Annotated in this window: 23 protein-coding genes; 13 read left to right on the top strand and 10 right to left on the bottom strand. The window is 63.4% G+C overall.

The features are described from left to right. Position 1: 1 nt before the first annotated feature. The 5 genes from OOJ09_RS23900 to OOJ09_RS23880 form a co-directional block, all read right to left on the bottom strand. The gene (locus OOJ09_RS23900; RefSeq protein WP_269907564.1) at positions 2 to 1,027 is read right to left on the bottom strand and encodes a MotA/TolQ/ExbB proton channel family protein; all 1,026 of its coding nucleotides are present in this window, start codon (positions 1,025 to 1,027) and stop codon (positions 2 to 4) included. 151 nt (positions 1,028 to 1,178) lie between these two features. Next, complete coding sequence (trhA, locus tag OOJ09_RS23895; protein ID WP_269907563.1) at positions 1,179 to 1,865, bottom strand: PAQR family membrane homeostasis protein TrhA; 687 nt, start codon at positions 1,863 to 1,865, stop codon at positions 1,179 to 1,181. 104 nt (positions 1,866 to 1,969) lie between these two features. Further along, complete coding sequence (locus OOJ09_RS23890; protein WP_269907562.1) at positions 1,970 to 2,770, bottom strand: inositol monophosphatase family protein; 801 nt, start codon at positions 2,768 to 2,770, stop codon at positions 1,970 to 1,972. An 83-nt stretch (positions 2,771 to 2,853) separates the two neighbouring features. Beyond that, positions 2,854 to 3,420 (bottom strand): elongation factor P, encoded by a 567-nt coding sequence (gene efp / locus OOJ09_RS23885; protein WP_091578946.1) that lies wholly within the window; start codon positions 3,418 to 3,420, stop codon positions 2,854 to 2,856. A gap of 115 nt (positions 3,421 to 3,535) precedes the next feature. Next, the gene (locus OOJ09_RS23880) at positions 3,536 to 4,402 is read right to left on the bottom strand and encodes a LysR family transcriptional regulator (RefSeq protein WP_269907561.1); all 867 of its coding nucleotides are present in this window, start codon (positions 4,400 to 4,402) and stop codon (positions 3,536 to 3,538) included. 107 nt (positions 4,403 to 4,509) lie between these two features. On the opposite strand from OOJ09_RS23880, the gene OOJ09_RS23875 reads away from it, so the two are divergent. Next, positions 4,510 to 5,532, top strand: coding sequence for a zinc-dependent alcohol dehydrogenase family protein (locus tag OOJ09_RS23875; protein ID WP_269907560.1), 1,023 nt, complete (start codon positions 4,510 to 4,512; stop codon positions 5,530 to 5,532). Between the two features lie 9 nt (positions 5,533 to 5,541). On the opposite strand, the gene OOJ09_RS23870 is transcribed toward OOJ09_RS23875, so the two are convergent. The 3 genes from OOJ09_RS23870 to OOJ09_RS23860 form a co-directional block, all read right to left on the bottom strand. Next, the gene (locus tag OOJ09_RS23870; RefSeq protein WP_269907559.1) at positions 5,542 to 6,582 is read right to left on the bottom strand and encodes a tetratricopeptide repeat protein; all 1,041 of its coding nucleotides are present in this window, start codon (positions 6,580 to 6,582) and stop codon (positions 5,542 to 5,544) included. Position 6,583: 1 nt separating this feature from the next. Then, a complete protein-coding gene (locus OOJ09_RS23865) occupies positions 6,584 to 7,231 on the bottom strand; it encodes a thiamine phosphate synthase (protein ID WP_269907558.1) in 648 nt (215 codons plus the stop codon). A gap of 84 nt (positions 7,232 to 7,315) precedes the next feature. Continuing rightward, positions 7,316 to 7,981 carry a PH domain-containing protein gene (locus tag OOJ09_RS23860; RefSeq protein WP_269907557.1) on the bottom strand — a complete coding sequence of 222 codons (666 nt, stop codon included), beginning with the start codon at positions 7,979 to 7,981 and terminating at the stop codon, positions 7,316 to 7,318. Between the two features lie 273 nt (positions 7,982 to 8,254). On the opposite strand from OOJ09_RS23860, the gene OOJ09_RS23855 reads away from it, so the two are divergent. After that, positions 8,255 to 9,025 (top strand): sulfite exporter TauE/SafE family protein, encoded by a 771-nt coding sequence (locus OOJ09_RS23855; RefSeq protein ID WP_269907556.1) that lies wholly within the window; start codon positions 8,255 to 8,257, stop codon positions 9,023 to 9,025. 43 nt (positions 9,026 to 9,068) lie between these two features. Here OOJ09_RS23855 and OOJ09_RS23850 read toward each other — a convergent pair whose 3' ends face one another. Then, positions 9,069 to 9,620 carry a DUF2269 family protein gene (locus OOJ09_RS23850; protein ID WP_269907555.1) on the bottom strand — a complete coding sequence of 184 codons (552 nt, stop codon included), beginning with the start codon at positions 9,618 to 9,620 and terminating at the stop codon, positions 9,069 to 9,071. A 334-nt stretch (positions 9,621 to 9,954) separates the two neighbouring features. Between OOJ09_RS23850 and OOJ09_RS23845 the strand changes: the two genes are divergently transcribed. The 5 genes from OOJ09_RS23845 to ruvB all read left to right on the top strand — a co-directional run bounded on the left by OOJ09_RS23845 (position 9,955) and on the right by ruvB (position 13,692). Continuing rightward, entirely contained in the window at positions 9,955 to 10,335 is a 381-nt protein-coding gene (locus OOJ09_RS23845; protein ID WP_269907554.1) for a hypothetical protein, read from the top strand. Between the two features lie 517 nt (positions 10,336 to 10,852). Next, positions 10,853 to 11,386, top strand: a complete 534-nt coding sequence (locus OOJ09_RS23840; protein WP_269907553.1) for a DUF1465 family protein — start codon at positions 10,853 to 10,855, stop codon at positions 11,384 to 11,386. 78 nt (positions 11,387 to 11,464) lie between these two features. Further along, positions 11,465 to 11,977 carry a crossover junction endodeoxyribonuclease RuvC gene (ruvC, locus tag OOJ09_RS23835; protein ID WP_269907552.1) on the top strand — a complete coding sequence of 171 codons (513 nt, stop codon included), beginning with the start codon at positions 11,465 to 11,467 and terminating at the stop codon, positions 11,975 to 11,977. Between the two features lie 13 nt (positions 11,978 to 11,990). Then, positions 11,991 to 12,611: a Holliday junction branch migration protein RuvA gene (gene ruvA, locus OOJ09_RS23830; RefSeq protein WP_269907551.1), complete on the top strand. Its 621-nt coding sequence runs from the start codon at positions 11,991 to 11,993 to the stop codon at positions 12,609 to 12,611. A 43-nt stretch (positions 12,612 to 12,654) separates the two neighbouring features. After that, the gene (gene ruvB, locus OOJ09_RS23825; protein ID WP_256752738.1) at positions 12,655 to 13,692 is read left to right on the top strand and encodes a Holliday junction branch migration DNA helicase RuvB; all 1,038 of its coding nucleotides are present in this window, start codon (positions 12,655 to 12,657) and stop codon (positions 13,690 to 13,692) included. Between the two features lie 158 nt (positions 13,693 to 13,850). On the opposite strand, the gene OOJ09_RS23820 is transcribed toward ruvB, so the two are convergent. Continuing rightward, positions 13,851 to 15,101 (bottom strand): glycoside hydrolase family 5 protein, encoded by a 1,251-nt coding sequence (locus tag OOJ09_RS23820; protein ID WP_269907550.1) that lies wholly within the window; start codon positions 15,099 to 15,101, stop codon positions 13,851 to 13,853. Positions 15,102 to 15,158: 57 nt separating this feature from the next. Between OOJ09_RS23820 and ybgC the strand changes: the two genes are divergently transcribed. From ybgC to pal, 6 genes are all read left to right on the top strand, one after another. Then, positions 15,159 to 15,629 (top strand): tol-pal system-associated acyl-CoA thioesterase, encoded by a 471-nt coding sequence (gene ybgC, locus OOJ09_RS23815; RefSeq protein ID WP_269907549.1) that lies wholly within the window; start codon positions 15,159 to 15,161, stop codon positions 15,627 to 15,629. A gap of 409 nt (positions 15,630 to 16,038) precedes the next feature. Beyond that, on the top strand, positions 16,039 to 16,749 hold the full coding sequence (gene tolQ / locus OOJ09_RS23810; RefSeq protein ID WP_091578781.1) for a protein TolQ: 711 nt from the start codon (positions 16,039 to 16,041) through the stop codon (positions 16,747 to 16,749). A 12-nt stretch (positions 16,750 to 16,761) separates the two neighbouring features. Further along, positions 16,762 to 17,214 (top strand): protein TolR, encoded by a 453-nt coding sequence (gene tolR / locus OOJ09_RS23805; protein ID WP_269907548.1) that lies wholly within the window; start codon positions 16,762 to 16,764, stop codon positions 17,212 to 17,214. Positions 17,215 to 17,221: 7 nt separating this feature from the next. Next, complete coding sequence (locus OOJ09_RS23800) at positions 17,222 to 18,379, top strand: energy transducer TonB family protein (protein WP_269907547.1); 1,158 nt, start codon at positions 17,222 to 17,224, stop codon at positions 18,377 to 18,379. Between the two features lie 40 nt (positions 18,380 to 18,419). Beyond that, a complete protein-coding gene (gene tolB / locus OOJ09_RS23795) occupies positions 18,420 to 19,724 on the top strand; it encodes a Tol-Pal system beta propeller repeat protein TolB (RefSeq protein WP_269907546.1) in 1,305 nt (434 codons plus the stop codon). Positions 19,725 to 19,969: 245 nt separating this feature from the next. After that, a complete protein-coding gene (pal, locus tag OOJ09_RS23790; RefSeq protein ID WP_269907545.1) occupies positions 19,970 to 20,476 on the top strand; it encodes a peptidoglycan-associated lipoprotein Pal in 507 nt (168 codons plus the stop codon). Positions 20,477 to 20,677: the final 201 nt, after the last annotated feature.

Below are 20,677 nucleotides of genomic sequence, written 5' to 3'. Positions count from 1 at the left end.
GTCAGTGCACCCCGGGCTTCTTCAGGGCATCGGCGATCTTCTCCAACGTGTTGCGCATCGCCTTCTGCTCGTCGGACTGGGCCTCGACCCAGTCGCGCATGATCTGCTGTTCCGAGCGCATGTTCTTGACCAGGCCGGAAATGCCGTCGGCGAGATTGGCCATGGCGGTGGCGACGCGCGGGTTGGAGCCGCCGCCATTCTCCTGCATGCTGCGCAGCCGTTCGGACAGCACACGAATCTCATCCGAGGATTCGGTCTTGGCCGGGTCGGAAACGACGATGTCGGACGACAGGTCGGTGACCGAGGACAGCCAGTTTTCAAGCTCGGTGTAGAAACGCGTCTGGGCGCGGCCGGCCTGCAGGTCGAGGAAACCGAGCACCAGCGAGCCGGACAGGCCAAACAGCGAGGACGAGAAGGCGGTGCCCATGCCGGCCAGCGGCGCGGAAAGCCCCTGCTTGAGCGAATCGAGCACCGCGGCGGCGTCACCCGTGCCCGGGTCGAGCGATTCGATGGTCTCGCGGATCGAGCCGATGGTGTTCAAGAGGCCCCAGAAGGTGCCGAGCAGGCCGAGGAACACCAGCAGGCCGACGAGATAGCGCGAGGTGTCGCGGCTTTCATCCAGGCGCGTGGCGATGGAATCGAGCATGGTGCGCATCGAACTGGTCGAAAAAGCCATCGACGACGAGCGGCCGAGCATGGCTTTCATCGGCGCCAGCAACACCGGTTCGGTGGTTTCCGAGCCGGCGCGGAAGGAGTTGACCCAGCGCACTTCGCGAAACAGCCGCCCGACCTGGGCGAAGGCAAGCAGGATGCCGACCACCAGCACGCCGACGATCAGGCCGTTGAGACCGGGATTGCTGCCGAAGGCCGTCGAGATCTGGCGGGTCAGGATCGCGGCAATGAACGCCACGATGGCCAGGAAGATCACCATGGTCAGCAGGAAGACCTGCGGACTCGACAGCTTGTGCGGGTCGTAGATCAGGACATCAGAACGTCTGCCCACGCCGAAGGATTTGAGAAAAGCCATCCGTGCCCCGTTTCCGATGCCGCCGCCGATCAGGTTGAACGCGACTCTAAACGGAATTGTGACCAAATTGAATGGCGCTTGGCAATATTGCCGCCCGGCTCGGTGCGACGTGCGTTCGATCGCAAATCGGTTTCCGGGGTCGCGCGCCAGGTCAGAGGCGGTTGATCACCAGACAATCGACCATGGCGGCCAGATGCAGGCCGGCGCCGGTGACGACGAAGCCGTGCCACAGCGCATTGTGGAAGCGCAGCCCCTTCCAGGCGAAGAAGATGACGCCGCAGGAATAGACGATGCCGCCAGCGACGATGAGCGCGAGCGATGCCGTCGGCAGCGTCTGGACAAGCGGCTTTGCCAGGATGATGCCGCTCCAGCCGATGGCGAGATAGAAGACGATGGCCAGCCGGTCGAACCGGCCGGGAAAGAACACCTTGATGGCGATGCCCAGCGCCGCTGCGCTCCAGACGAGGACAATCATCCAGCCTGCCAGCGGCGAGCCGCCGAGCTGGGCCAGGAAAGGCGTGTAGGTTCCGGCGATCAGCAGATAGATCGCGGCGTGATCGAAGCGCCGCAGGACCCATTTCTTCGGTGATGACACCGGCCACAAATTGTAGGTCAGCGACACCGACAGCACGGTGAGCAGCGAAACCACATAGAAGGCGGCGGCAATGTATTCGCCCGGCCCGACACGAAAGGCCGCCAGCGCCAGCAGTGCCGAACCGGCCGCTATCGCCAGCACGATGCCGACGGCATGGACGATACCGTCGGCGATCATCTCGGCGCGCGAATAGTGCCAGCGTCCGATGAACGGGATGTCGGGGTGGGGCTTGACGTCTTTCACACTGCCGGGTTCCTGCGCCGTGCCCCAATCTGGGCGGTCGCCAGGCAGTATTTCAAGTCTTGTTGGCGGTTTTACGACTGCGGCGCTTCAGCGCGGCGTGCCCGTCAGCGCGGCGTGAACGGCTTCTTCACGACCTTGAGCAAAGCGCGCTGGATGACCTCGTTGCCGGCGACCACCGAGCCATTGTCGAGCATGTCCTGTCCGCCATCCATGTCCGAAACGAAACCACCCGCCTCGCGGATCAGCAGAAGGCCGGCGGCGATGTCCCAGGCCGACAGGCCGGTTTCCCAGAAGCCATCCATGCGGCCGGCGGCGACATAGGCAAGATCGAGCGAGGCGGAGCCGAGGCGGCGGACGCCGGAGACCTCGGCCATGACGTTGCGCAACTCGACAAGGAAATTGCCGTGGTGGCCGCGTCCCAGATGCGGCATGCCGCAACCAATGACCGTGTCGACCAGCTTGATGCGGCCGGCGACCCGCAGGCGGCGGTCGTTCATGAAGGCGCCGCCGCCGCGTTCGGCGGTGTAGAGCTCGTCCATCGCCGGATTGTAGATGACGCCGGCGACGATCTGTCCTTGGCGCTCCAATGCGATAGAGACGGCAAAGAGCGGAATGCCATGCAGGAAATTGGTGGTGCCGTCGAGCGGGTCGACGATCCAGCGGTGCTGGCTGTCATCGCCTTCCACCGTGCCGCGTTCCTCCATCAGGAAGGAATAGCCCGGCCGTGCCTTCGACAGCTCGGCAAAGACGATGTCCTCGGCCTTGCGGTCGGCCTGGCTGACATAGTCGCCCGGCCCTTTCATCGAGACCTGCAGGTTCTGGACCTCGCCGAAGTCGCGCGACAGCGAGCGGCCGGCCTTCATTGCGGCCTGGACCATGACGTTGAGAAGGGCTGAGCGTGCCATCGTGCTTCTTCCTGCTGCTGCGCTTCAAGCTCTGTGATGCATGTCGGTGACCCAAAACCGGGGCCACTTTTGGGCGACATGCATCAGTCGGCGCGGCGAACGTAAGTGATTTCGTTGGTGTCGACGATGATGCGCTCGCCGGCGCCGATGAATGGCGGCACGAGCACGCGGATGCCGTTCTCCAACACCGCCGGCTTGTAGGATGAAGCCGCCGTCTGGCCCTTCACTACCGGGTCCGCCTCGGTGATGGTCAGCGTCACATAGTCAGGCAAGGAAATGCCGATCGGCCGGTCCTCGTAAAGCTGGACCGTCACCATCATGCCGTCCTGCAGGAAGGCGGCGCGATCGCCGACGAAGTCCTTGTTCAGTTCGAGCTGCTCGTAGCTCTGGGTGTCCATGAACACCAGCGCGTCTTCCTGCGCGTAGAGGAAGGAAAAATCCTTCAGGTCGAGCCTGATCTGCTCGACCGTTTCGGCCGAGCGAAAGCGCTCGTTGAGCTTGGTGCCGTTGATCAAGTTCTTCAGCTCGACCTGGTTGTAGGCGCCGCCCTTGCCAGGCTTGACGGTGTTGGTCCTGACCGCCACCCAGAGGCCGCCATCGTGTTCGATGACGAAGCCGGGACGGATTTCGTTGCCATTGATCTTGGCCATGATGCGGTGATCCGGGAATGAGATGTTCGCTGGGAAAGCGATTTCGGGCTCCCAAGACCACAAATCGCCTGAAGAGGCAAGGGACGCCGGACCCGCTCCAGCCGGCCAGCCGGCATCATGCCTCCATTTTCATGGCTTCGCCGACGGCCTCTGCAATGGCCTCCACGGCCTTCGCCAGCCGGTTGAGATGCGGAGCGCGCAGTGCCACGACCTGCAATGAAAGGTCGACATCTTCGAGATCGACAAGCGCGAGCCCGTCGGGAAGTCCTCGCGCCGCGAGCCGCAACGGCATGAGGCCGAGGCCGTGTCCCCGACGTACCCATTCCATCTGCATCGCCGGGTCCTGGATTTCCGCCGCGACAACGAGACGATGCCGTTCGCCGCCCAAACTGGAGAGGAGCCTCTGACGCGCGTCGCACGGCTCGGGGCTCAGAACCCAAGGCATGGGAGTCCGAGCGTCCGTGAGATGGGGTTCGGTGCCGCCAGCCTGCGCTATGATGCAGAGACGTTCGGTGCCGAGCGCGTCCGAGCGTTGATGATCGGCAGGTCGCAGAACGATCGCCATATCGAGTTGACCGCGTTCGAACTGCTCGATGAGCTCCGCGCTCCAGCCGGTCTTGAGCCGCAACGATATTCTTGGAAACGCACCGGCCGCGCCTGCGATAGCGCCCGCAACGCTCGCATCGGACAAGCCATGCGCCAGGCCGACACGCAGCACGCCCTGCGGCTCGGCTTCAGCGGCGAACGCTTTCAAAGCCTCGACCGAAGCCAGTATGTCCTTTGCGCGCGCCAGCACCTCCAATCCCGCCCCGGTCAGGCGTGGCGGCTTCTGCCGGCGATCGAGAAGCGTCGTCCCGAGCATATCCTCCAGCCGCTGCATCTGCCGGGTGACGGCCGGCTGTGTCAAAGGCAGGCGGCGGGCCACATTCTGGATGGAACCTTCCTCGGCGAAGAGAACAAGCGTACGCAGTTCCTCCAGCATTCCAAAAATGCTCCTGATGCATAATTATTCTGATTATTATGAATTTGAAATCGGGGTGCTGGCAAGCGATTTTCCTTCCGACGGATTTCCAGAAGGAAGGGAAGACAATGAAAGCAATCGAATTGCAGGCCCCTGGCGGCATCGACAATCTCCGACTGGTCGAGCTGCCGATGCCGGATCCGGGCCGCCAGGAGATGATCATCAAGGTCAAGGCAACCGCGCTCAACTACCGTGACGTAGAGATCGCCCGTGGCAGCTACCACACCGCCTTTGCGCTGCCGCTGATACCGCTTTCGGACGGTGTGGGCGAAGTTGTCGCGGTTGGCGCCGAAGTGACCCGCTTCGAGGTCGGCGACCGTGTCTGCGGTACGTTCTGGCAGCGCTGGGTCGGTGGCAGCTTCGCCATGGCCGAGCCGTTCTATCAGCGCGGTGGTCCGGTCGATGGTTTGCTCAGCGAGTTCGCGCGGCTGGACGAACAGGCAGCCGTGCTTGCGCCGCCACATATGAGCGATAGCGAAGCGGCGACATTGCCTTGCGCCGCGGTCACGGCCTGGCACGCGCTGTTCACCGAAGGCCGGCTGAAGCCGGGCGAGACCGTGCTCAGTCTAGGCACTGGTGGCGTCTCGCTGTTTGCGGTGCAGTTCGCCGCGGCAGCTGGCGCACGTGTCATCGTCACGTCAAGCAGCGACGACAGACTCATGCGGGCAAAGGCGCTTGGCGCGCATGACGGCATCAACTACCGCAGCGATCCGGACTGGGCGAAAGCGGTGCTGGCACTGACCGATGGTCGTGGTGCCGACCACATCATCGAAGTCGGCGGACCGCAAAGCTTAGCGCAGTCGCTCAGGGCCTCGGCGCGTGGCGCCCAGATCAACGTCATCGGCTATCTCGGCGGCAGCGAGGGGTCGGTCAATCCGCTCGATATCTTTCGCCGCCAGGCGACGGCACGCGGCATACCGGTCGGCTCGCGCGAATCCTTCGAGGCCATGAACAGGGCAATTGCCGTTAATCGGTTGAGGCCGGTGATCGACCGGGTCTTCCCATGGGGTCAGGCGGCGGCGGCCTTTCATCACCTCGAGCATGGCTCGCCCTTCGGCAAGGTTGTCCTCGATCACGCACAGGGACAGTGAGAACCGCCGTCAGGGCAGGCGGTTCGCCTTCTGCAATGCCTGCTTGGTCTCGTCGTCGCTCAATCCCTGCAGGAAATCGTCCATCTGCGGATCGATGAGACCGGCGCGGCGGGCGACGATGTACCAGGCGCCGGCAAGGACAAGGTCCGGATCGGTGCCGATGCCTTGCATATAGAGTTTGGCGAGGCGATTCTGGGCGGCAATATTGCCGCCCTCCGCCGCTTGCTTCATCCAGCCGAAGGCGGATTTCAGGTCGCGCGCACCACCGCGGCCCTCGATCATCCAGGCGGCGAGATCGATCTGCGCGGTGTCGTAGTTCTGTCGCGCGGCCTGTGCCAGCAGGCGCCTGGCCTGGGCATCGTCGCGCGGCTTGCCGCCGACGCCGTTGGCGTAAACCTGGGACATCGCATATTGCGCGTCGGCAAGGCCGGTCGCGGCGGCGCGCTCATAGTAGGAAACCGCCTTGGCGATGCCGGCGTCGCCGGGATCCTGCTGGACCAGCATCTGCGCGAAATTGAACTGCGCGAGGCGGTTGCCGGCTTCGGCGGCGGCCTGCATCAACGCATAGGCCCCCTTCTCGTCCTTCTTGACGTAGCGGCCGTCGAGCAGCATCAGCGCATACTGGAATTGCGATTCAGGCACGCCCTGCTCGGCGGCAAGCGCATACCATTTGGCCGCTTCCGCGGCATTCAGCGGCACACCAAGCCCGCGCGACAGGATCTCGGCCACCAGCGTCTGCGCCGCCGGGTCGCCGTTTTGGGCGCGGATCAGCGCGAGGTTGTAGGCGGTCTTGTAAAGACCGCGCTGGAAGGCGCCATAGGCGGCGTCGGCCGGCTTGGCCCCGAAGCGGTCAGGATTGATGGCGTCGGCCGACGGCAGCGGAGCCGGCTCGGTCGTGGTGGCGGGCTGCGGCAGCGGTTTGTCGATCGGTTTGTCGGTGTGCACGCCGAGTTCCGGCTTGGGCTGCGGCAAGGGAATCGTTTCGGCGGCGGCCGCCTGAATCATGACCGCCGCAAGCAGGGCCTGAAAGGGAAGCCTCGCCAGAGCCACGTCAATCCTCGAAACGCGGCGCGGTTTCGTCGAGCAGCGCGTTGGCTTGAGCGACTGCCGTTTTCGGGTCGACGCCATCGGCGAACACCGCGCTCGACAGCGCGACGAACTCGGCGCCGGTGGCGGCCACGGTTTCGACGGAAGCAAGATCGGATCCCGCCATGACGATGCACGGGATCTGGATCATCTGCGCCCACCATTCACCCAGCGACAGGTTGCGCGGATGCGGGTCCGGCTTGTTGTCGTAGCCGAAGCGGCCGAAGAAGATGTAGTCAGGCCGTGTCTCTCCGAGTTCCAGTGCGTCGTCGCGCTTCTTGGCGCCGCCGGCACCGACCATCATTTTTTCCTGGAAATGCTCGATCGTCTCGGCGAGTTCGGCCTTGGAAACCTCGACATGGATGCCATCGGCGTGGACACGCCCCGCGATGCGGGTGTCGCCGGCGATGATCACGGCCACGCCCGCGGCCTGCGCGGCCGGCACGACCTGTTCGGCAAAGGCCTGGAAGGAGGCTTCGTCCATACCGTTCTCGGGCAGGATCAGCGAGGCGACGTCGCCACCGTCGAATGCGGCCGCGATACGGGCCGCCGGCACACCGGGCGGCGCGATCAGCACGATGCGGCAGCGATTGGGGGGCGTGGCGTCATTCATGGTTCTTCGATCCCGGGTTTCGCCTATGCCGGGCGAAGATGGTTGGATTGCGGCATAGAGCAAAGTGCCGGGATTGAACAGGCGCTAGCTGTCGGGCGACGACCGGCGATCGGAACGAAGGGCGTTGCTGGCTTTCATTACGATGTCGAACACTTTCGACGGATCCTCGATGCCAAGAAATTGCGGAACCGGGTCAAGAGCCGGAGCCCAGCTGCCAAAACCTTGATAGCGATACTGGGACCAACCGCCCATCCCGGGATTTCCGAAGAGGGATGACGCTGCCCCGAAACGCAGATAGCCACGCTTTGCGCCCTCGCCGGTCAGTTGGATATCGGGGAGACGCTCCAGATCGATCGATGTGAAATTGGAGAAAGGGGCGGTGCGCATGATGAGAATGCGCTTGTCCGTGACCGCATAAGAGATACGTCGTCTCAACCATGCGTCGAGCGCAAACCTGCCAAAGACAAAGAACAGCCCGATGCAGATGAACATCCCGCCCCACGCATCGAAGAAAAGCGGCGCACCTTGCCTTGTCGCCATATAGGTCCAGAAAATTGCAAACCCGCACCAGAGCAGACTGAACGGAATGAGAAACATGTCGCGACCGGTGAACAATACGCCCTGCGCGGGAAGACCGCTCCACAAGATGCGTTCGCGGGGCAACAGCCGTTTCTGAAAGGTCCCGACGTCCACGCCACCACCCACCGCATGCGCTGGGCTTTCATTGCATGAGTCCTTCTTGCGTTGCAAATCGGCAGCACTCTATCTGCTGGCTTGAGGACTTTGCTCCGGCGTTTTTGACTTCCACAGCATCCAGCCGAGATTCATGCCGGCGGCGGCGATCAGGATGGCAGCCCAGGTGTTCGGTCGAAGGCCTGGATGGTGCCGTCTCCGCCCGCCGATAGGTAAAAGGCCGGCCATCGGCCGGACGTGCCGTGGCCAAGCTCATATTTGCTGTCGCTCCGCTCAAGATTCTGGGTTATTCAAGTGTCGACGCGCCTTCCCTCCAGCCCAGCCCCTCCCATGTCAGGCCTGCTTCTCGATCCGTGGTTCTACGCGGCCGCCATACCGGCGGTCATTCTGGTCGGCCTGTCCAAGGGCGGTTTCGGCGGTGCTGTCGGTTTTATCGGCGTGCCACTGATGGCGCTGACCATGCCGCCCGTGCAGGCGGCGGCCATCCTGCTGCCGATCCTGTGCCTGATGGACGTCGTGTCGGTATGGACATGGTGGGGTGTCTACGATCGCAAGATGCTGGTCGACATGATGCCGGGCGCCGTCATCGGCATAGGCCTCGGCTGGCTGACGGCGGCGCTCGTCACCGAAGAGGCGGTGCGGCTGATCGTCGGCGCCGTCGCCATCATCTTCGTCCTGCGCTGGCTCTATTTGCAGTTTCGTCATGGCGTCGACCATGTGGTGGCTCCCAACCGCGCGGCCGCCGCCGTCTGGGGTACCGTGGCCGGCTTCACCAGCTTCGTCGCCCATGTTGGCGGCCCGCCCTTCCAGGTCTATGCCTTGCCGATCCGGCTCGACCCCAAGGTGCTGTCGGGCACCGCCGCGATCTTCTTTGCCGCCACCAATGCGCTGAAGCTGGTGCCCTATTTCGCGCTCGGCCAGTTCGACACCGCCAATCTGACGGCGTCGGCGGTGCTGATGCCGCTGGCGCCGCTGTCGACCATCGCCGGAGCGTGGCTGGTGCGGCGGATGCGGCCGGAAACCTTCTATCCCTTCACCTACGCAACCGTGGCGGTCGTGGCGGTGAAGCTGCTGTGGGACGGCCTCGCCGGCCTGATGTAGCAGGTGAGGCGGCTGTCCAGCCGCCCCTGCCATTACGGCGGTGTCAGGCGGCGCTCGGCACGAGGCGACGGTTGCCGCCGAAGGCCAGCATGGCGCCCACCACGACGACCAGCACCATGCCGGCAAGGATGCCGATGTCATGCGCGGTCGGCTTGAACACCATGTCGGCGATGATCACCAGCATCACGGCATAGTCGAAGCGCGCCGCGCTCATCATGCGCTGGCCGATGGCAAGGACTGCGGGCGTGATGCCCTCCTTGGCGATCATGGCGCCCATGCGTTCGCCGGTCGGCTTGAAGATGAACATGCCGATCGAAAAGGTTGTTGCGTAGCCGACGAGACCGATGACGATCCACAGATCGGAGAAGCCGACCCAGAGGCTGCACATGATGAGGCCGAAGATCAGGGTCAGCATCGACATAGGCGCGAAGAACCTGCCGCCCAGCTGCCCGCTGGCGCGCATCGCCTGCAACTTTTCCTCGATGTTGCCCGCGCGCTCGGCAAGCACGCCGAGCAGGAACAGCACGAAACCGCCCCCGACCCACAGAATGGCCGAGACGACGTGGAGGAATTTGACGATGGAATACCAATCCATGGGTTGCTCCTGGGGTGTCCTGGTGGGTTGCGGCGGGGCACGATTTGCACCTGCCGTCAGGGAGCGGGCGTTTAGCGCCGCCCCTGTTTCGGAACGATGTCGCGAAAAAGCCGACTTTGTTTCAGCTCCCCGCCCGGCTAACGAAGCCGCTGGAATAGCGAACGCGCTGCCTGAGTTTTCTGCTAGTACATGAAGTGTCGGGAGGGGTTGGCGCGACATCGTCCGGAAACATTGCCGATGCTAGTGCGCCGATGCCGGGAGCCCGGTGGCGAAAACAATCGCCTGACGATCAACCCATTCCCGCAGACGGGAAAAGGCAATTCGGGGGAACATTATGCAAGGGGTAGCACGAAATTTCTTCACGCTGGCCATCATCTACGCGCTGTGCGGAATGGCGCTCGGCCTGCACATGGCGATCAGCCATGATCATGACCAGATGCCGACCCACGCTCACACGATGGTCGCCGGATGGCTGATGTCGGCGGTATTCGCCTTCTTCTACCATCTGTTTCCGGCGGTCGGGCAAAAGACGCTCGCCGTCGTTCATTTCTGGCTGACGGCGGTCAGCGGCATCGGCCTGTTGATCGGCCTGTATTTCCTGCTTGCCGGCAATGCCGCGATCGAACCGCTGGTGGCGGCCTCTTCGATGGGCTTCTACGCGGGCATGCTGCTGTTTGCCTTCATCGCCTTGCCGGCGGTGTGGAAGAAGGCCTGAGCTGAGCGCCTGTCAGGAAACTCTGCCCTGGCGGCCATCTGATGGCGTTTTCTGTGCTTCCGGCGCTCACGGACTTGGATGTCCGCTCCGCTCCGGTTCTCGAAACCACCATCACATGACTTGCCGGAGCGACTTTCGAAACAGGCTCTAAGCGGGGTCCGGTTCTGTGCTGTTACGGCACAGAACGGCGGGGTTCGGTCGAAAAACAATCGCGCGGTTAAGGCTTCATTAAGCTTTACAGGTGTTTACTATGTTCATCCAGTGATCTGGATTCTTACCGAGTGGTTGGAGCCACTTTGTTTGACGCCTCCCTGTTAAACTCCTGAGAGCCGCCTTATCCGCGGCTCTTTTTTTTTCCGCGTTCCAGGGCGTCCGGCATCGGATCGCCGTTAACCTTCTGTTAAACATGTGCTTGCCTTCACCGGTGACGAAGCGCATTTTCAAGCTTCACTCATTGGGGTGCCGGGGGTATCGGCAGTGAGCCGAATCGGCCGGTCGCAAGTGCAGGGGCGTAGCAATGAACGAGCCTTCGAAGGGCAGTGCGAAGACCGTCAAATTGGCGGAGCGCCGGGTTTTCTCGCAATCCTTCAAGCCGCTCTACCAGGAAGGCATGGGCCTGGTCGAGCAAGCGGCCGAATATCTCGACGGCAAGGGCCGCGCCGAAGCGAAGAAACTGTCCAGGCTGGCAGCCACGCTCTATGCGGCCGAATCGATGCGGCTGACCACCAGGCTGATGCAGGTTGCGTCCTGGCTGCTTTTGCAGCGCGCGGCGAATTCCGGCGAGATGACCCGCGATCAGGTTGCTTCCGAAAAGTCCAAGGTTCGTCTCGACACCGCTTCAGCCAATGACGACGCCGCCGGCTGGGCCGAACTGCCCAGGGATTTCCTCGACCTCGTCAACCGCTCGCTTCGCCTGCAGGCACTGGTGCGCCGCATGGACGAGGAGATCTATGGCGATGGCGCCGTGGTCGACATGCAACCGATGGCTCGCCGCCCCAACCCGGTTTCCGACCAGATCAGCCTGCTGAACACGGCTTTCGCCCGCGGCTGATAGCTGCCGCGAGAGTTGTTGTTTCTGGTTTGTTCACATTTCGCTGGCATCGCTATCCGCCGGAGGTAAAGTTGGCGGATGGGGGAAGCGATTCGCATCATCGGTATCGATCCGGGGCTCAGGCGCACCGGCTGGGGCATTGTCGAGAGCCTCGGCAATTCATTGCGCTTCGTCGCCTCCGGCACCGTGCGCTCCGACGACAAGGCGGCGCTGGCGACACGGCTGTGCCAGCTGCATGACGGGCTCGCCGAGATCCTGCACAGCGCCATGCCGCACGAAGCGGCCGTCGAACAGACCTTCGTCAACAAGGACGCGGTGGCGACGCTGAAGCTCGGCCAGGCGCGCGGCATAGCCATGCTGGTGCCGGCGCGTGCCGGCCTTGTTGTTGCCGAATATGCTCCCAACGCCGTCAAGAAGGCGGTGATTGGCGTCGGCCATGGCGACAAGAAGCAGATCCACATGATGGTGAAGGTGCTGTTGCCGAAAGCCACTTTCGATACCGAGCATGCCGCCGACGCGCTGGCCATCGCCATCTGTCACGCGCATCACCGGCAGAGCATTGCCTACCGGATGGCGGCATTGGCATCATGAGAGGCTGTTGGGCATGATCGGCAAGCTCAAGGGCACGCTCGACGAGATCGACGAGGACCATTGTCTCGTCGATATCCATGGCGTCGGCTACGTCGCCTATTGCTCGGCGCGCACGCTGGCGGGGCTGCCGGCGCCGGGCGAGGCGGTGGTGCTGTTCATCGAGACCTATGTGCGCGAGGACATGCTGCGCCTCTACGGCTTCCAGTCGCAGCTGGAGCGCGAGTGGTTCCGGTTGCTGATGAGCAATGTGCAGGGTGTCGGCGCCAAGGTGGCGCTGGCCATCCTGTCGACGCTGGCGCCAGCCGATCTCGCCAATGCCATTGCACTGCGCGATATCGCCATGGTTTCCCGCGCGCCCGGCGTCGGCAAGAAGGTGGCCGAGCGCATCGTCACCGAATTGAAGAACAAGGCGCCTGCCTATGCCGGCTCTGCCTCGGGCACCATCGGCCTGAAGCAGGAGCTCGGCGAAGGCATCGCATCGGCGCCGATCACCGATGCCGTGTCGGCCCTGGTCAATCTCGGCTATTCTCGCGACACCGCGGCCAATGCGGTGGCGGCGGCACTGAAGACCGCAGGCGAGGACGCCGATGCGCCGAAGCTGATCCGCTTCGGGCTGAAGGAACTGGCGCGGTGAGAGCTCGCTTGTCCGGTTCCCTGCCATGTGCAAGGAAGGCAGCATGAGCCTGTCGCCCCGCCTGATTGCGCCCGAAAAACGCGGCGAGGATGCCGAGCAGACCTTGCGGCCGCAGACGCTCGACGACTTCGTCGGCCAGGCGGCGGTTCGGGCCAATCTGAAGGTGTTCATCGAGGCCGCCAAGGGCCGCAACGAGGCGCTCGACCATGTGCTGTTCGTCGGTCCGCCCGGTCTCGGCAAGACGACGCTGGCGCAGATCATGGCGCGCGAACTCGGCGTCAATTTCCGCTCGACCTCCGGCCCGGTCATCGCCAAGGCCGGCGATCTCGCCGCACTGCTCACCAATCTCGAAGAGGGCGATGTGCTGTTCATCGACGAGATCCACCGGCTGAGCCCGGCGGTGGAGGAAATCCTCTATCCGGCGATGGAGGATTTCCAGCTCGACCTGATCATCGGCGAGGGACCGGCGGCGCGTTCGGTCAAGATCGACCTCGCCCGGTTTACGCTGGTCGCCGCCACCACGCGGCTCGGACTGCTGACCAATCCGCTGCGCGACCGTTTCGGCATTCCGGTGCGGCTCAACTTCTATTCGGTCGAGGAACTGGAACAGATCGTGCGGCGCGGCGCCCGCATCCTGCAAATGCCGCTCGGCGACGATGGCGCACTGGAGATCGCGCGGCGCGCGCGGGGCACGCCACGCATCGCCGGCCGGCTGCTGCGCCGCGTGCGCGATTTCGCGTCCGTCGCCGGCGATGGCCATGTCAACCGCCAGATCGCCGACGAGGCCTTGACCCGGCTGGAGGTCGATGCGCTCGGCCTCGACGCACTCGACCGCCGCTACCTGTCGATGATCGCCCGCAATTTCGGCGGCGGGCCGGTTGGCATCGAGACGATCGCAGCCGGCCTGTCGGAGCCGCGCGACGCCATCGAGGACATCATCGAGCCCTATCTCATCCAGCAAGGGTTCATCCAGCGCACGCCGCGCGGCCGCATGCTGACGGCCAATGCCTGGCGGCATCTCGGCCTCGATGCGCCGAAGGATCTGGCACAGCAGCAGATCAACCTGTTCCAGGAGGAATAGCGCCCGAGCGCGACCTGCTGCAGGCCGGTGTGCTTGCGGCCATGTCGTCGAGAATGACCAACCCGATCGTCTCGGGCGGGCTTGGCTTCAGCTTAGTGCCATTGCGTTTCGGCGTTCGCCCTGAAATCCTGTCGATCGGCCTTGGTTCGGCCTGAAGGTCAATGCAGCGCGCGGATCACGTCCATGACGTCCGGCTCGGCCTTGTCCCCGTTGAAGGCGTCGACGATGCCGAAGGCGCCGCCATAGCTCCACACCGACCATGAGAAGCCGTGCGCTTCGGCGCGCGCGATCATGTCCTTGACATAGGCGGCCCGGTACTCGGCGGGCATCACATAGGCATTGCCGTATTCCTGGCGGATCATGCCGAACTCGCCGAGCGTGATGTTTTCCGGCTTGATGCCGTTCGTTTTCGCCCACGCCTCGACCTTCTTGAACGGCGCGTCCATCAGGCCAAGCAGCTTGTCGGGACCGTCCATGCTGGCGACCTGTTCGTCGAGATAGGCAAGCAGGCCTCTCTGCCGTGTCCATGGCGCCTCAGCCTTGATCCTGGCGCGGATGGTGTCGAGCGTTACGTCAAGCTGCGCCTGGGGTACCGCGGTCAGCGGATAGGGCAGGCCGATCACATAGGGAATGAAGTCGCCGGCCCAGGTGGCGCCCTGATGGGTGAGCAGGAACGGATCGTAGGAGTGGAAGGTCCAGATGACGTTGTCGTCGGGGATAGTCTTCGGGTCGATCTTCTCCAGGGAACTCGCGGCGGAGTAGCAGGCACCGGTCAGCACCAGGGTCAGTTTCGTGGCCGAGGAGCGCGCCGCCGCGAACAGTTTGCGCTGGCGGTCCGGCCACAGGCTGGTGCCGTCGCTGTCGCAGTCAACGATCGGTTCGTTCATCGGTTCGAAGGCAATCTGGCTGGGATCTTCGCCGGCCAGCGTGCGCGCCATCCTGCGCACCACGTCGACATAGAGGTCGAAGGTTTGCGGGTCGTCCATCACCTGCGCCATGCCGATCTTGCGGCTGCCGCCGGCGGGGATCAGATGCATGTCGACGATCACCTTCAAGCCGGCGCGGTTGATCATGCGCACCGAGTCCAGCACGCTGGCATAGAGGTCGTCACGCAAGGCCACGGTCTGGGCGGAGAGGAAAGGCGACGGGTCGACCGGCATGCGCAGGAAATCGAAGCCCGCGTCCTTCAGCCCCTTGAGATCGTCGTCCTTGAGGAATTTGCGCCACTCCGGATAGGGCAGGATGGCCTTGGCGTCGCCCCATCGATCCTCGCCCGGCCAGGTCGTCCACTGGTCGAGGTTGAGGCCGCGCTTCATCGAGAAGGTTGCCGCCTGGCCCGGCAGCGCCAGAGCCACCAGCACCGACAGCGCCGCCATCAAGGTCTTGATCATCGCCGTCAACAGTGCCATCCGATGCGGTGTCTCGCGGGGAACAGGTGCCTCGTCGGGACTGAAAAAGGAAGCGCAATGGGCGATCATGGTGAATCGGCGACATTGCTGGCAGGGCTTTCCGGCGCGCTGACGGAGTTCGGCCACCGGCTGATGGCACGGGTCTACTACGCCGACACCGATTTCTCCGGCGTCGTCTACCACGCGCGCTATCTCGAATTCTTCGAACGCGGCCGCTCCGACTATCTCAGGCTGACCGGCGTGCATCATACCGAGCTTGCCGACGGCAAGCATGGCGAGAGGATAGTCTGGGTGGTGCGTCGCATGGAGATAGATTTTCGCGGCTCCGCCCGCATCGACGACATCCTGACCATCGACACCCGTACCGAGGACATTTCCGGCGCGCGCATCTTCATGGCGCAGCAACTCAAACGCGGCGACGAGGTGCTGGTCGAGGCAAGGGTCGAAGCGGCGATCATCGGCGAGAATGGCCGGCCAAGGCGCTTTCCCAGGGAATGGGTGGCAGCGTTCATGCCCAAGGTGGGCTGATATTCAGGTGATGCCGGCCTGCAAACGGGGGGTTCCCCGCGCTTCCGGTGCTCAAGTAGCTAAAAGTATGCTCCGCTCCGGTTCCCGGAGCCCACCGGTTTCGACCCGCCCTGACCTGAATCCCACCCTCCCTTTGAACGGCGGATGAGTTGACGCAGGCCAGTTTGGCGACTGACGGGCGCGGCAATGCGCCGCGCCTTATTCACTAACCCATCCTTAACCATAACGGTTCATGAAGAGATTGGTGAAGATTGGCGGGATTCAGCGCCTTCCTTTCACCAATATTTGCCCCGAAAAGGCCGCGGACGGCGCAGTTTGGGGTTGTTCCGGTAGCTTCGCGCGAACCGACCACAAGGGATGCCCATGGGCCAGCCGCCAGCTTTGCCCGGAAAATCTTAAGGACGTTACCATGGAAAATATCGCACTCGCCGAACCGGGCGCGCAACTGTCGATTTGGGCGCTGTTCATGCAGGCCAGCTGGGTGGTCAAGCTGGTCATGATCGGCTTGCTCTGCGCCTCGGTCTGGACCTGGGCGATCATTGTCGACAAGCTCGTTTCCTATGCCCGCATGCGGCTGGCGCTTAACCGTTTCGAGCAGGTGTTCTGGTCGGGGCAGTCGCTGGAGGAGCTTTATCGGACGCTTGCCGACCGCAAGACCACCGGCATGGGCGCCATTTTCGTGGCCGCGATGCGCGAATGGAAGAAGAGCTTCGAGAAGGGCGCGAAGACGCCACTCGGGCTGCAGACCCGCATCGACAAGGCGATGGACCTGGCGCTGACCCGCGAAATGGAAAAGCTGGAGGGGCGCCTCGGCTTCCTCGCCACCACCGGCTCGGCGGCACCCTTCATCGGCCTGTTCGGCACCGTCATCGGTATCATGACCTCGTTCCAGGCGATCGCAGGGTCCAAGAACACCAGCCTCGCGGTGGTCGCGCCCGGCATTGCCGAAGCGTTGCTGGCGACGGCCATCGGCCTGCTCGCCGCCATCCCGGCCGTCATCGCGTACAACAAGCTGTCGTCCGACGCGAGCAAGATCGCGGTGCGCATGGAAGGGTTCTCCGACGAGTTCTCCGCCATACTCTCGCGCCAAATCGATGAAAAAGTCGCGCCGAAGGCCTGAGGAGCACGAAAGATGGGTATGTCCGTAGGCATGGGGGGACGCGGCGGGCGCGGCCACAGGCGGCGCGGCCGTCACCATGCGCTGATGTCGGAAATCAACGTCACGCCGATGGTCGACGTGATGCTGGTGCTGCTGATCATCTTCATGGTCGCGGCGCCAATGTTGACGGTCGGCGTACCGGTCGACCTGCCGGAGACGAAGGCCAGCGCGATGAACGCCGATACCCAGCCGATCACGATTACGATCGACGGCACGGGCAAGATTTTCCTGCAGGAGACTGAAATCCCGCAGGAAGAGCTGGTCGCCAAACTGCAGGCGATTTCCAAGACCGGCTACGAAGAGCGCATCTTCATCCGCGGAGACAAGACTACCAATTACGGTGCCGCGATGGTGGTGATGGGCCTCATCCAAAACGCCGGCTACAAGAACATCGGCCTGCTTACACTGCCGAAACAGGATCAATAGACGCGAAATGAAAACCGGCCTCACCACATCGGTGATCTTGCATATGGCGCTGCTGGCTTTTGGCCTGTTGACGCTGTCGGCGCCGGCCGCCCTGCCTGTGTCTGACGCTCAATCGGTATCGGTCGAAATCGTTCCAACGGAGGCGGTCGCGCAGACCCTGCAGGGCGACAAGAAGGCGGTTATGCATGAAAAACCGGCGCCGACCCCGACCAAGCGTCCGGACATTATGGCCGATGCCCAGAAAGTAGGCGAGAACAGTACCGACACCGACAAGCCGGTGACCGACGAGGCCAAGCCGAAGCCGGTCGAGAAAACGGCGGCGCCGCCGCCCGCGCCGACGCCGACGGAGAAGCCGAAGCCCGAGGACGCACCCAAGCCGAAGGAAGAGCCGAAGCCGACGCCGGCGACCGAAGTGGCGCCGGTGCCGCAGCCCAAACAGGAGGTCAAGCCCGAGCCGGTGAAGCAGGTGGAACCGAAACCGACCCCGGCCAAGGTGCCGACGCCGACCCCGCCGCAGGACAAGACAGCCGCGATCGAGCCGAAGCCTGAGGTCAAGCCCGACGCGATCGCCGAGGCGATCGACCAGCCGCCACCGCCGGAAGAGACACAACTGCCGAGTTCGGCACCGGCGCCGCAAGCCCGGCCGAAGCCGCAGCCGGCACAGGCCGAAAGCGCCAAGGCGCCGGACCGCAAGGACGCCGACAAGCCGGTCAAGGAAGCGTCATCCAAGCCCAAATCGGACGACAAGCAGTTCAATGCCGACGAGATTTCGGCCATGCTCGACAAGCAGAAGCCATCGGGCGGCGGCGCCAAGCGCTCGACCCAGCAGGCGTCGCTCGGCGGGGAAAAGGACCAGGGACAGAAGCTTTCGAAGTCCGAGCAAGGGGCGCTGGAAGATCAGCTCGGTGGATGCTGGACCCTACCCGTTGGCCTGGAAGGTTCGGAGAATTTCACCGTGGTGATCCGTTTCAACCTGGATGCCTCTGGCAAGCTCCAAGGCCGCCCGACTGTCGAAAAGTCCAGCGGCAACGCCCAATTCGACAGCAGCGCGGTTCGGGCCGTGCAGAAATGCGATGTCGCCGGGCTGCAGGTTCCCGCCGGAAAGCAAGACATATGGTCCGACGTTCGCGTCAACTTTGATCCAAGAGCGATGCTTGGCCTGTAGCCCGGGCATCCAAAAAAATCAGCAAGAGAAGCGAGAAGACATGAAATCCATCCTCAAGCCGCTCCTGGTGGTCGCCGCGATGGCGATGGGCATGAATGGTGTCGCCACCTTGCCTGCTCGAGCGACGCTCGAGCTCAACGTCAACAAAGGCAATGTCGAGCCGATGCCGATCGCCATCCCCGACTTTCAGGGAGGGCTAGGCGCGCAGATATCGGAGATCGTGACAGCCGATCTGAAACGGTCAGGACTGTTCGCGCCGATCGACAAGAACGCCTTTGTCGAAAAGATCACGAACCCGGATGCCGCGCCCCGCTTCGACGACTGGAAGGTCATCAACGCGCAGGCGCTGGTCACCGGCAGCGTGAGCAAGGAGGCGGATGGCCGCATCCGCGCCCAGTACCGGCTGTGGGATATTTTTGGCAACCAGCAGATAGCTGGCGAGCAGTTTTTCGCCAACGACGCCAATCAACGCCGGGTCGCTCACATCATCGCCGATGCGATCTATGAGAAGCTGACCGGCGAGAAGGGCTATTTCGACACCCGCGTCGTCTTCATCGACGAATCCGGGGCCAAGAACGCGCGCAAGAAGCGCCTTGCCATCATGGACCAGGACGGCGCCAATGTCCGCTATCTCTCGGATGGCAAGTCGATCGTGCTGACGCCGCGCTTCTCGCCGAACCGGCAGGAAATCACCTACATGTCCTATGAAAGCGGCCAGCCGCGGGTCTACCTGCTGCAGATCGAGACAGGCCAGCGCGAACTGGTCGGCAATTTCCCGGGCATGACGTTTGCGCCGCGCTTCTCGCCCGACGGCCAGAAGGTGATCATGAGCCTGCTGCGCGACGACGGCAACTCCAACATCTTCGCCATGGACCTCAGAAGCCGCTCTACGACGCGGTTGACCAACTCGATCGCCATCGACACGTCGCCGTCCTATTCGCCCGACGGCAGCAAGGTGGTGTTCACGTCCGACCGTGGCGGCCGCGCGCAGATCTACGTGATGGGCGCGGACGGCTCGGGGCAGACCCGCATCTCCTTCGGCGACGGCGTCTATTCGACGCCAGTGTGGTCGCCGCGCGGCGATCTCATCGCCTTCACCAAGCAGACTGGTGGCGAATTCCAGATCGGCGTCATGAAGACCGATGGCTCGGGTGAGCGTATCCTGTCCTCGGGCTTCCAGCAGGAAGGGCCGACCTGGGCGCCGAACGGCCGGGTGCTGATGTTCTTCCGTGATTCCGCCGGTGGCCCCAAACTGGTTTCGGTCGATCTCACCGGCCGCAACGAGCAATCGATCCCGACGGCGAACTTCGCTTCGGACCCGGCATGGTCGCCGTTGCTGGAATAGATTCGGCTGAATTGCCACACATCTTCAAAAGGGGCCGTTTCGGCCCCTTTTCCATGCATTGGTCGCGTTTTGGCCGCATTTCCGCCTAGGGTCCGCGCCAACTGTGGCCCCGGACCAAGAGGTTGCGGACGGGCAGCCTAAACCAGCCTAAACCAAAATTTAACCGTGTTTCTTGAATGCCGGTTAACCCAAACGTGGTTACTGGGTGATCAACGAAATCACTCGAAATACGAAGGAGAGGCGGCATGGGCCGTATCGCAGCACTTACCAGAAACCCGGCCATGATCGCACTGGTGGCGATGCTCGCCATCGCCGGTTGCGCCTCGAAGAAGACGCCGAACAGCGCCGCTGATCTTGGCCTTAACGGCGCTGGCGCGGCAACGCCCGGATCGGCGCAGGACTTCACCGTCAACATCGGCGACCGCATCTTCTTCGATACGGACTCGACCTCGATCCGTGCCGACGCGCAGACGACGCTTTCGCGCCAGGCGCAGTGGCTGAACCAGTACAAGCAGTATGCCATCGTCATCGAAGGCCATGCCGACGAACGCGGCACGCGCGAATACAATCTGGCGCTTGGCGCCCGCCGCGCCGCCGCCACCCGCGACTTCCTCGTCGCCAAGGGTGTCTCGGCCAGCCGCCTCAAGACCATTTCCTACGGCAAGGAGCGTCCGGTCGCGGTCTGCGACGACATCTCCTGCTGGTCGCAGAACCGCCGCGCGGTCACCACGCTCAGCGGCGCCGGTTCCTGAGGCATCGCGGAGCCTGCCGGCGCGTCAAGAGAACGCGCGGCGGCGTAGCGGCAAAAATGCAACATAGCCATGCGAAAGGCGGCCCTTGGGCCGCCTTTTTCGTATCTGGCCGCCCGAAACAAAATTTGGCCGAAGTCTCGGGTCCTGCTATGAGCCGAGGGCGCTTGGCTGGTCCCACTTTGATTGGAAGGCGCGAACAAG

Origin of the sequence: Mesorhizobium qingshengii (assembly GCF_027563465.1) — a bacterium.
Taxonomy (GTDB): Bacteria; Pseudomonadota; Alphaproteobacteria; order Rhizobiales; family Rhizobiaceae; genus Mesorhizobium; species Mesorhizobium qingshengii_A.
Note: the sequence above shows the minus strand (reverse complement) of the source record. Positions and strands in the feature narration are given on the sequence as shown.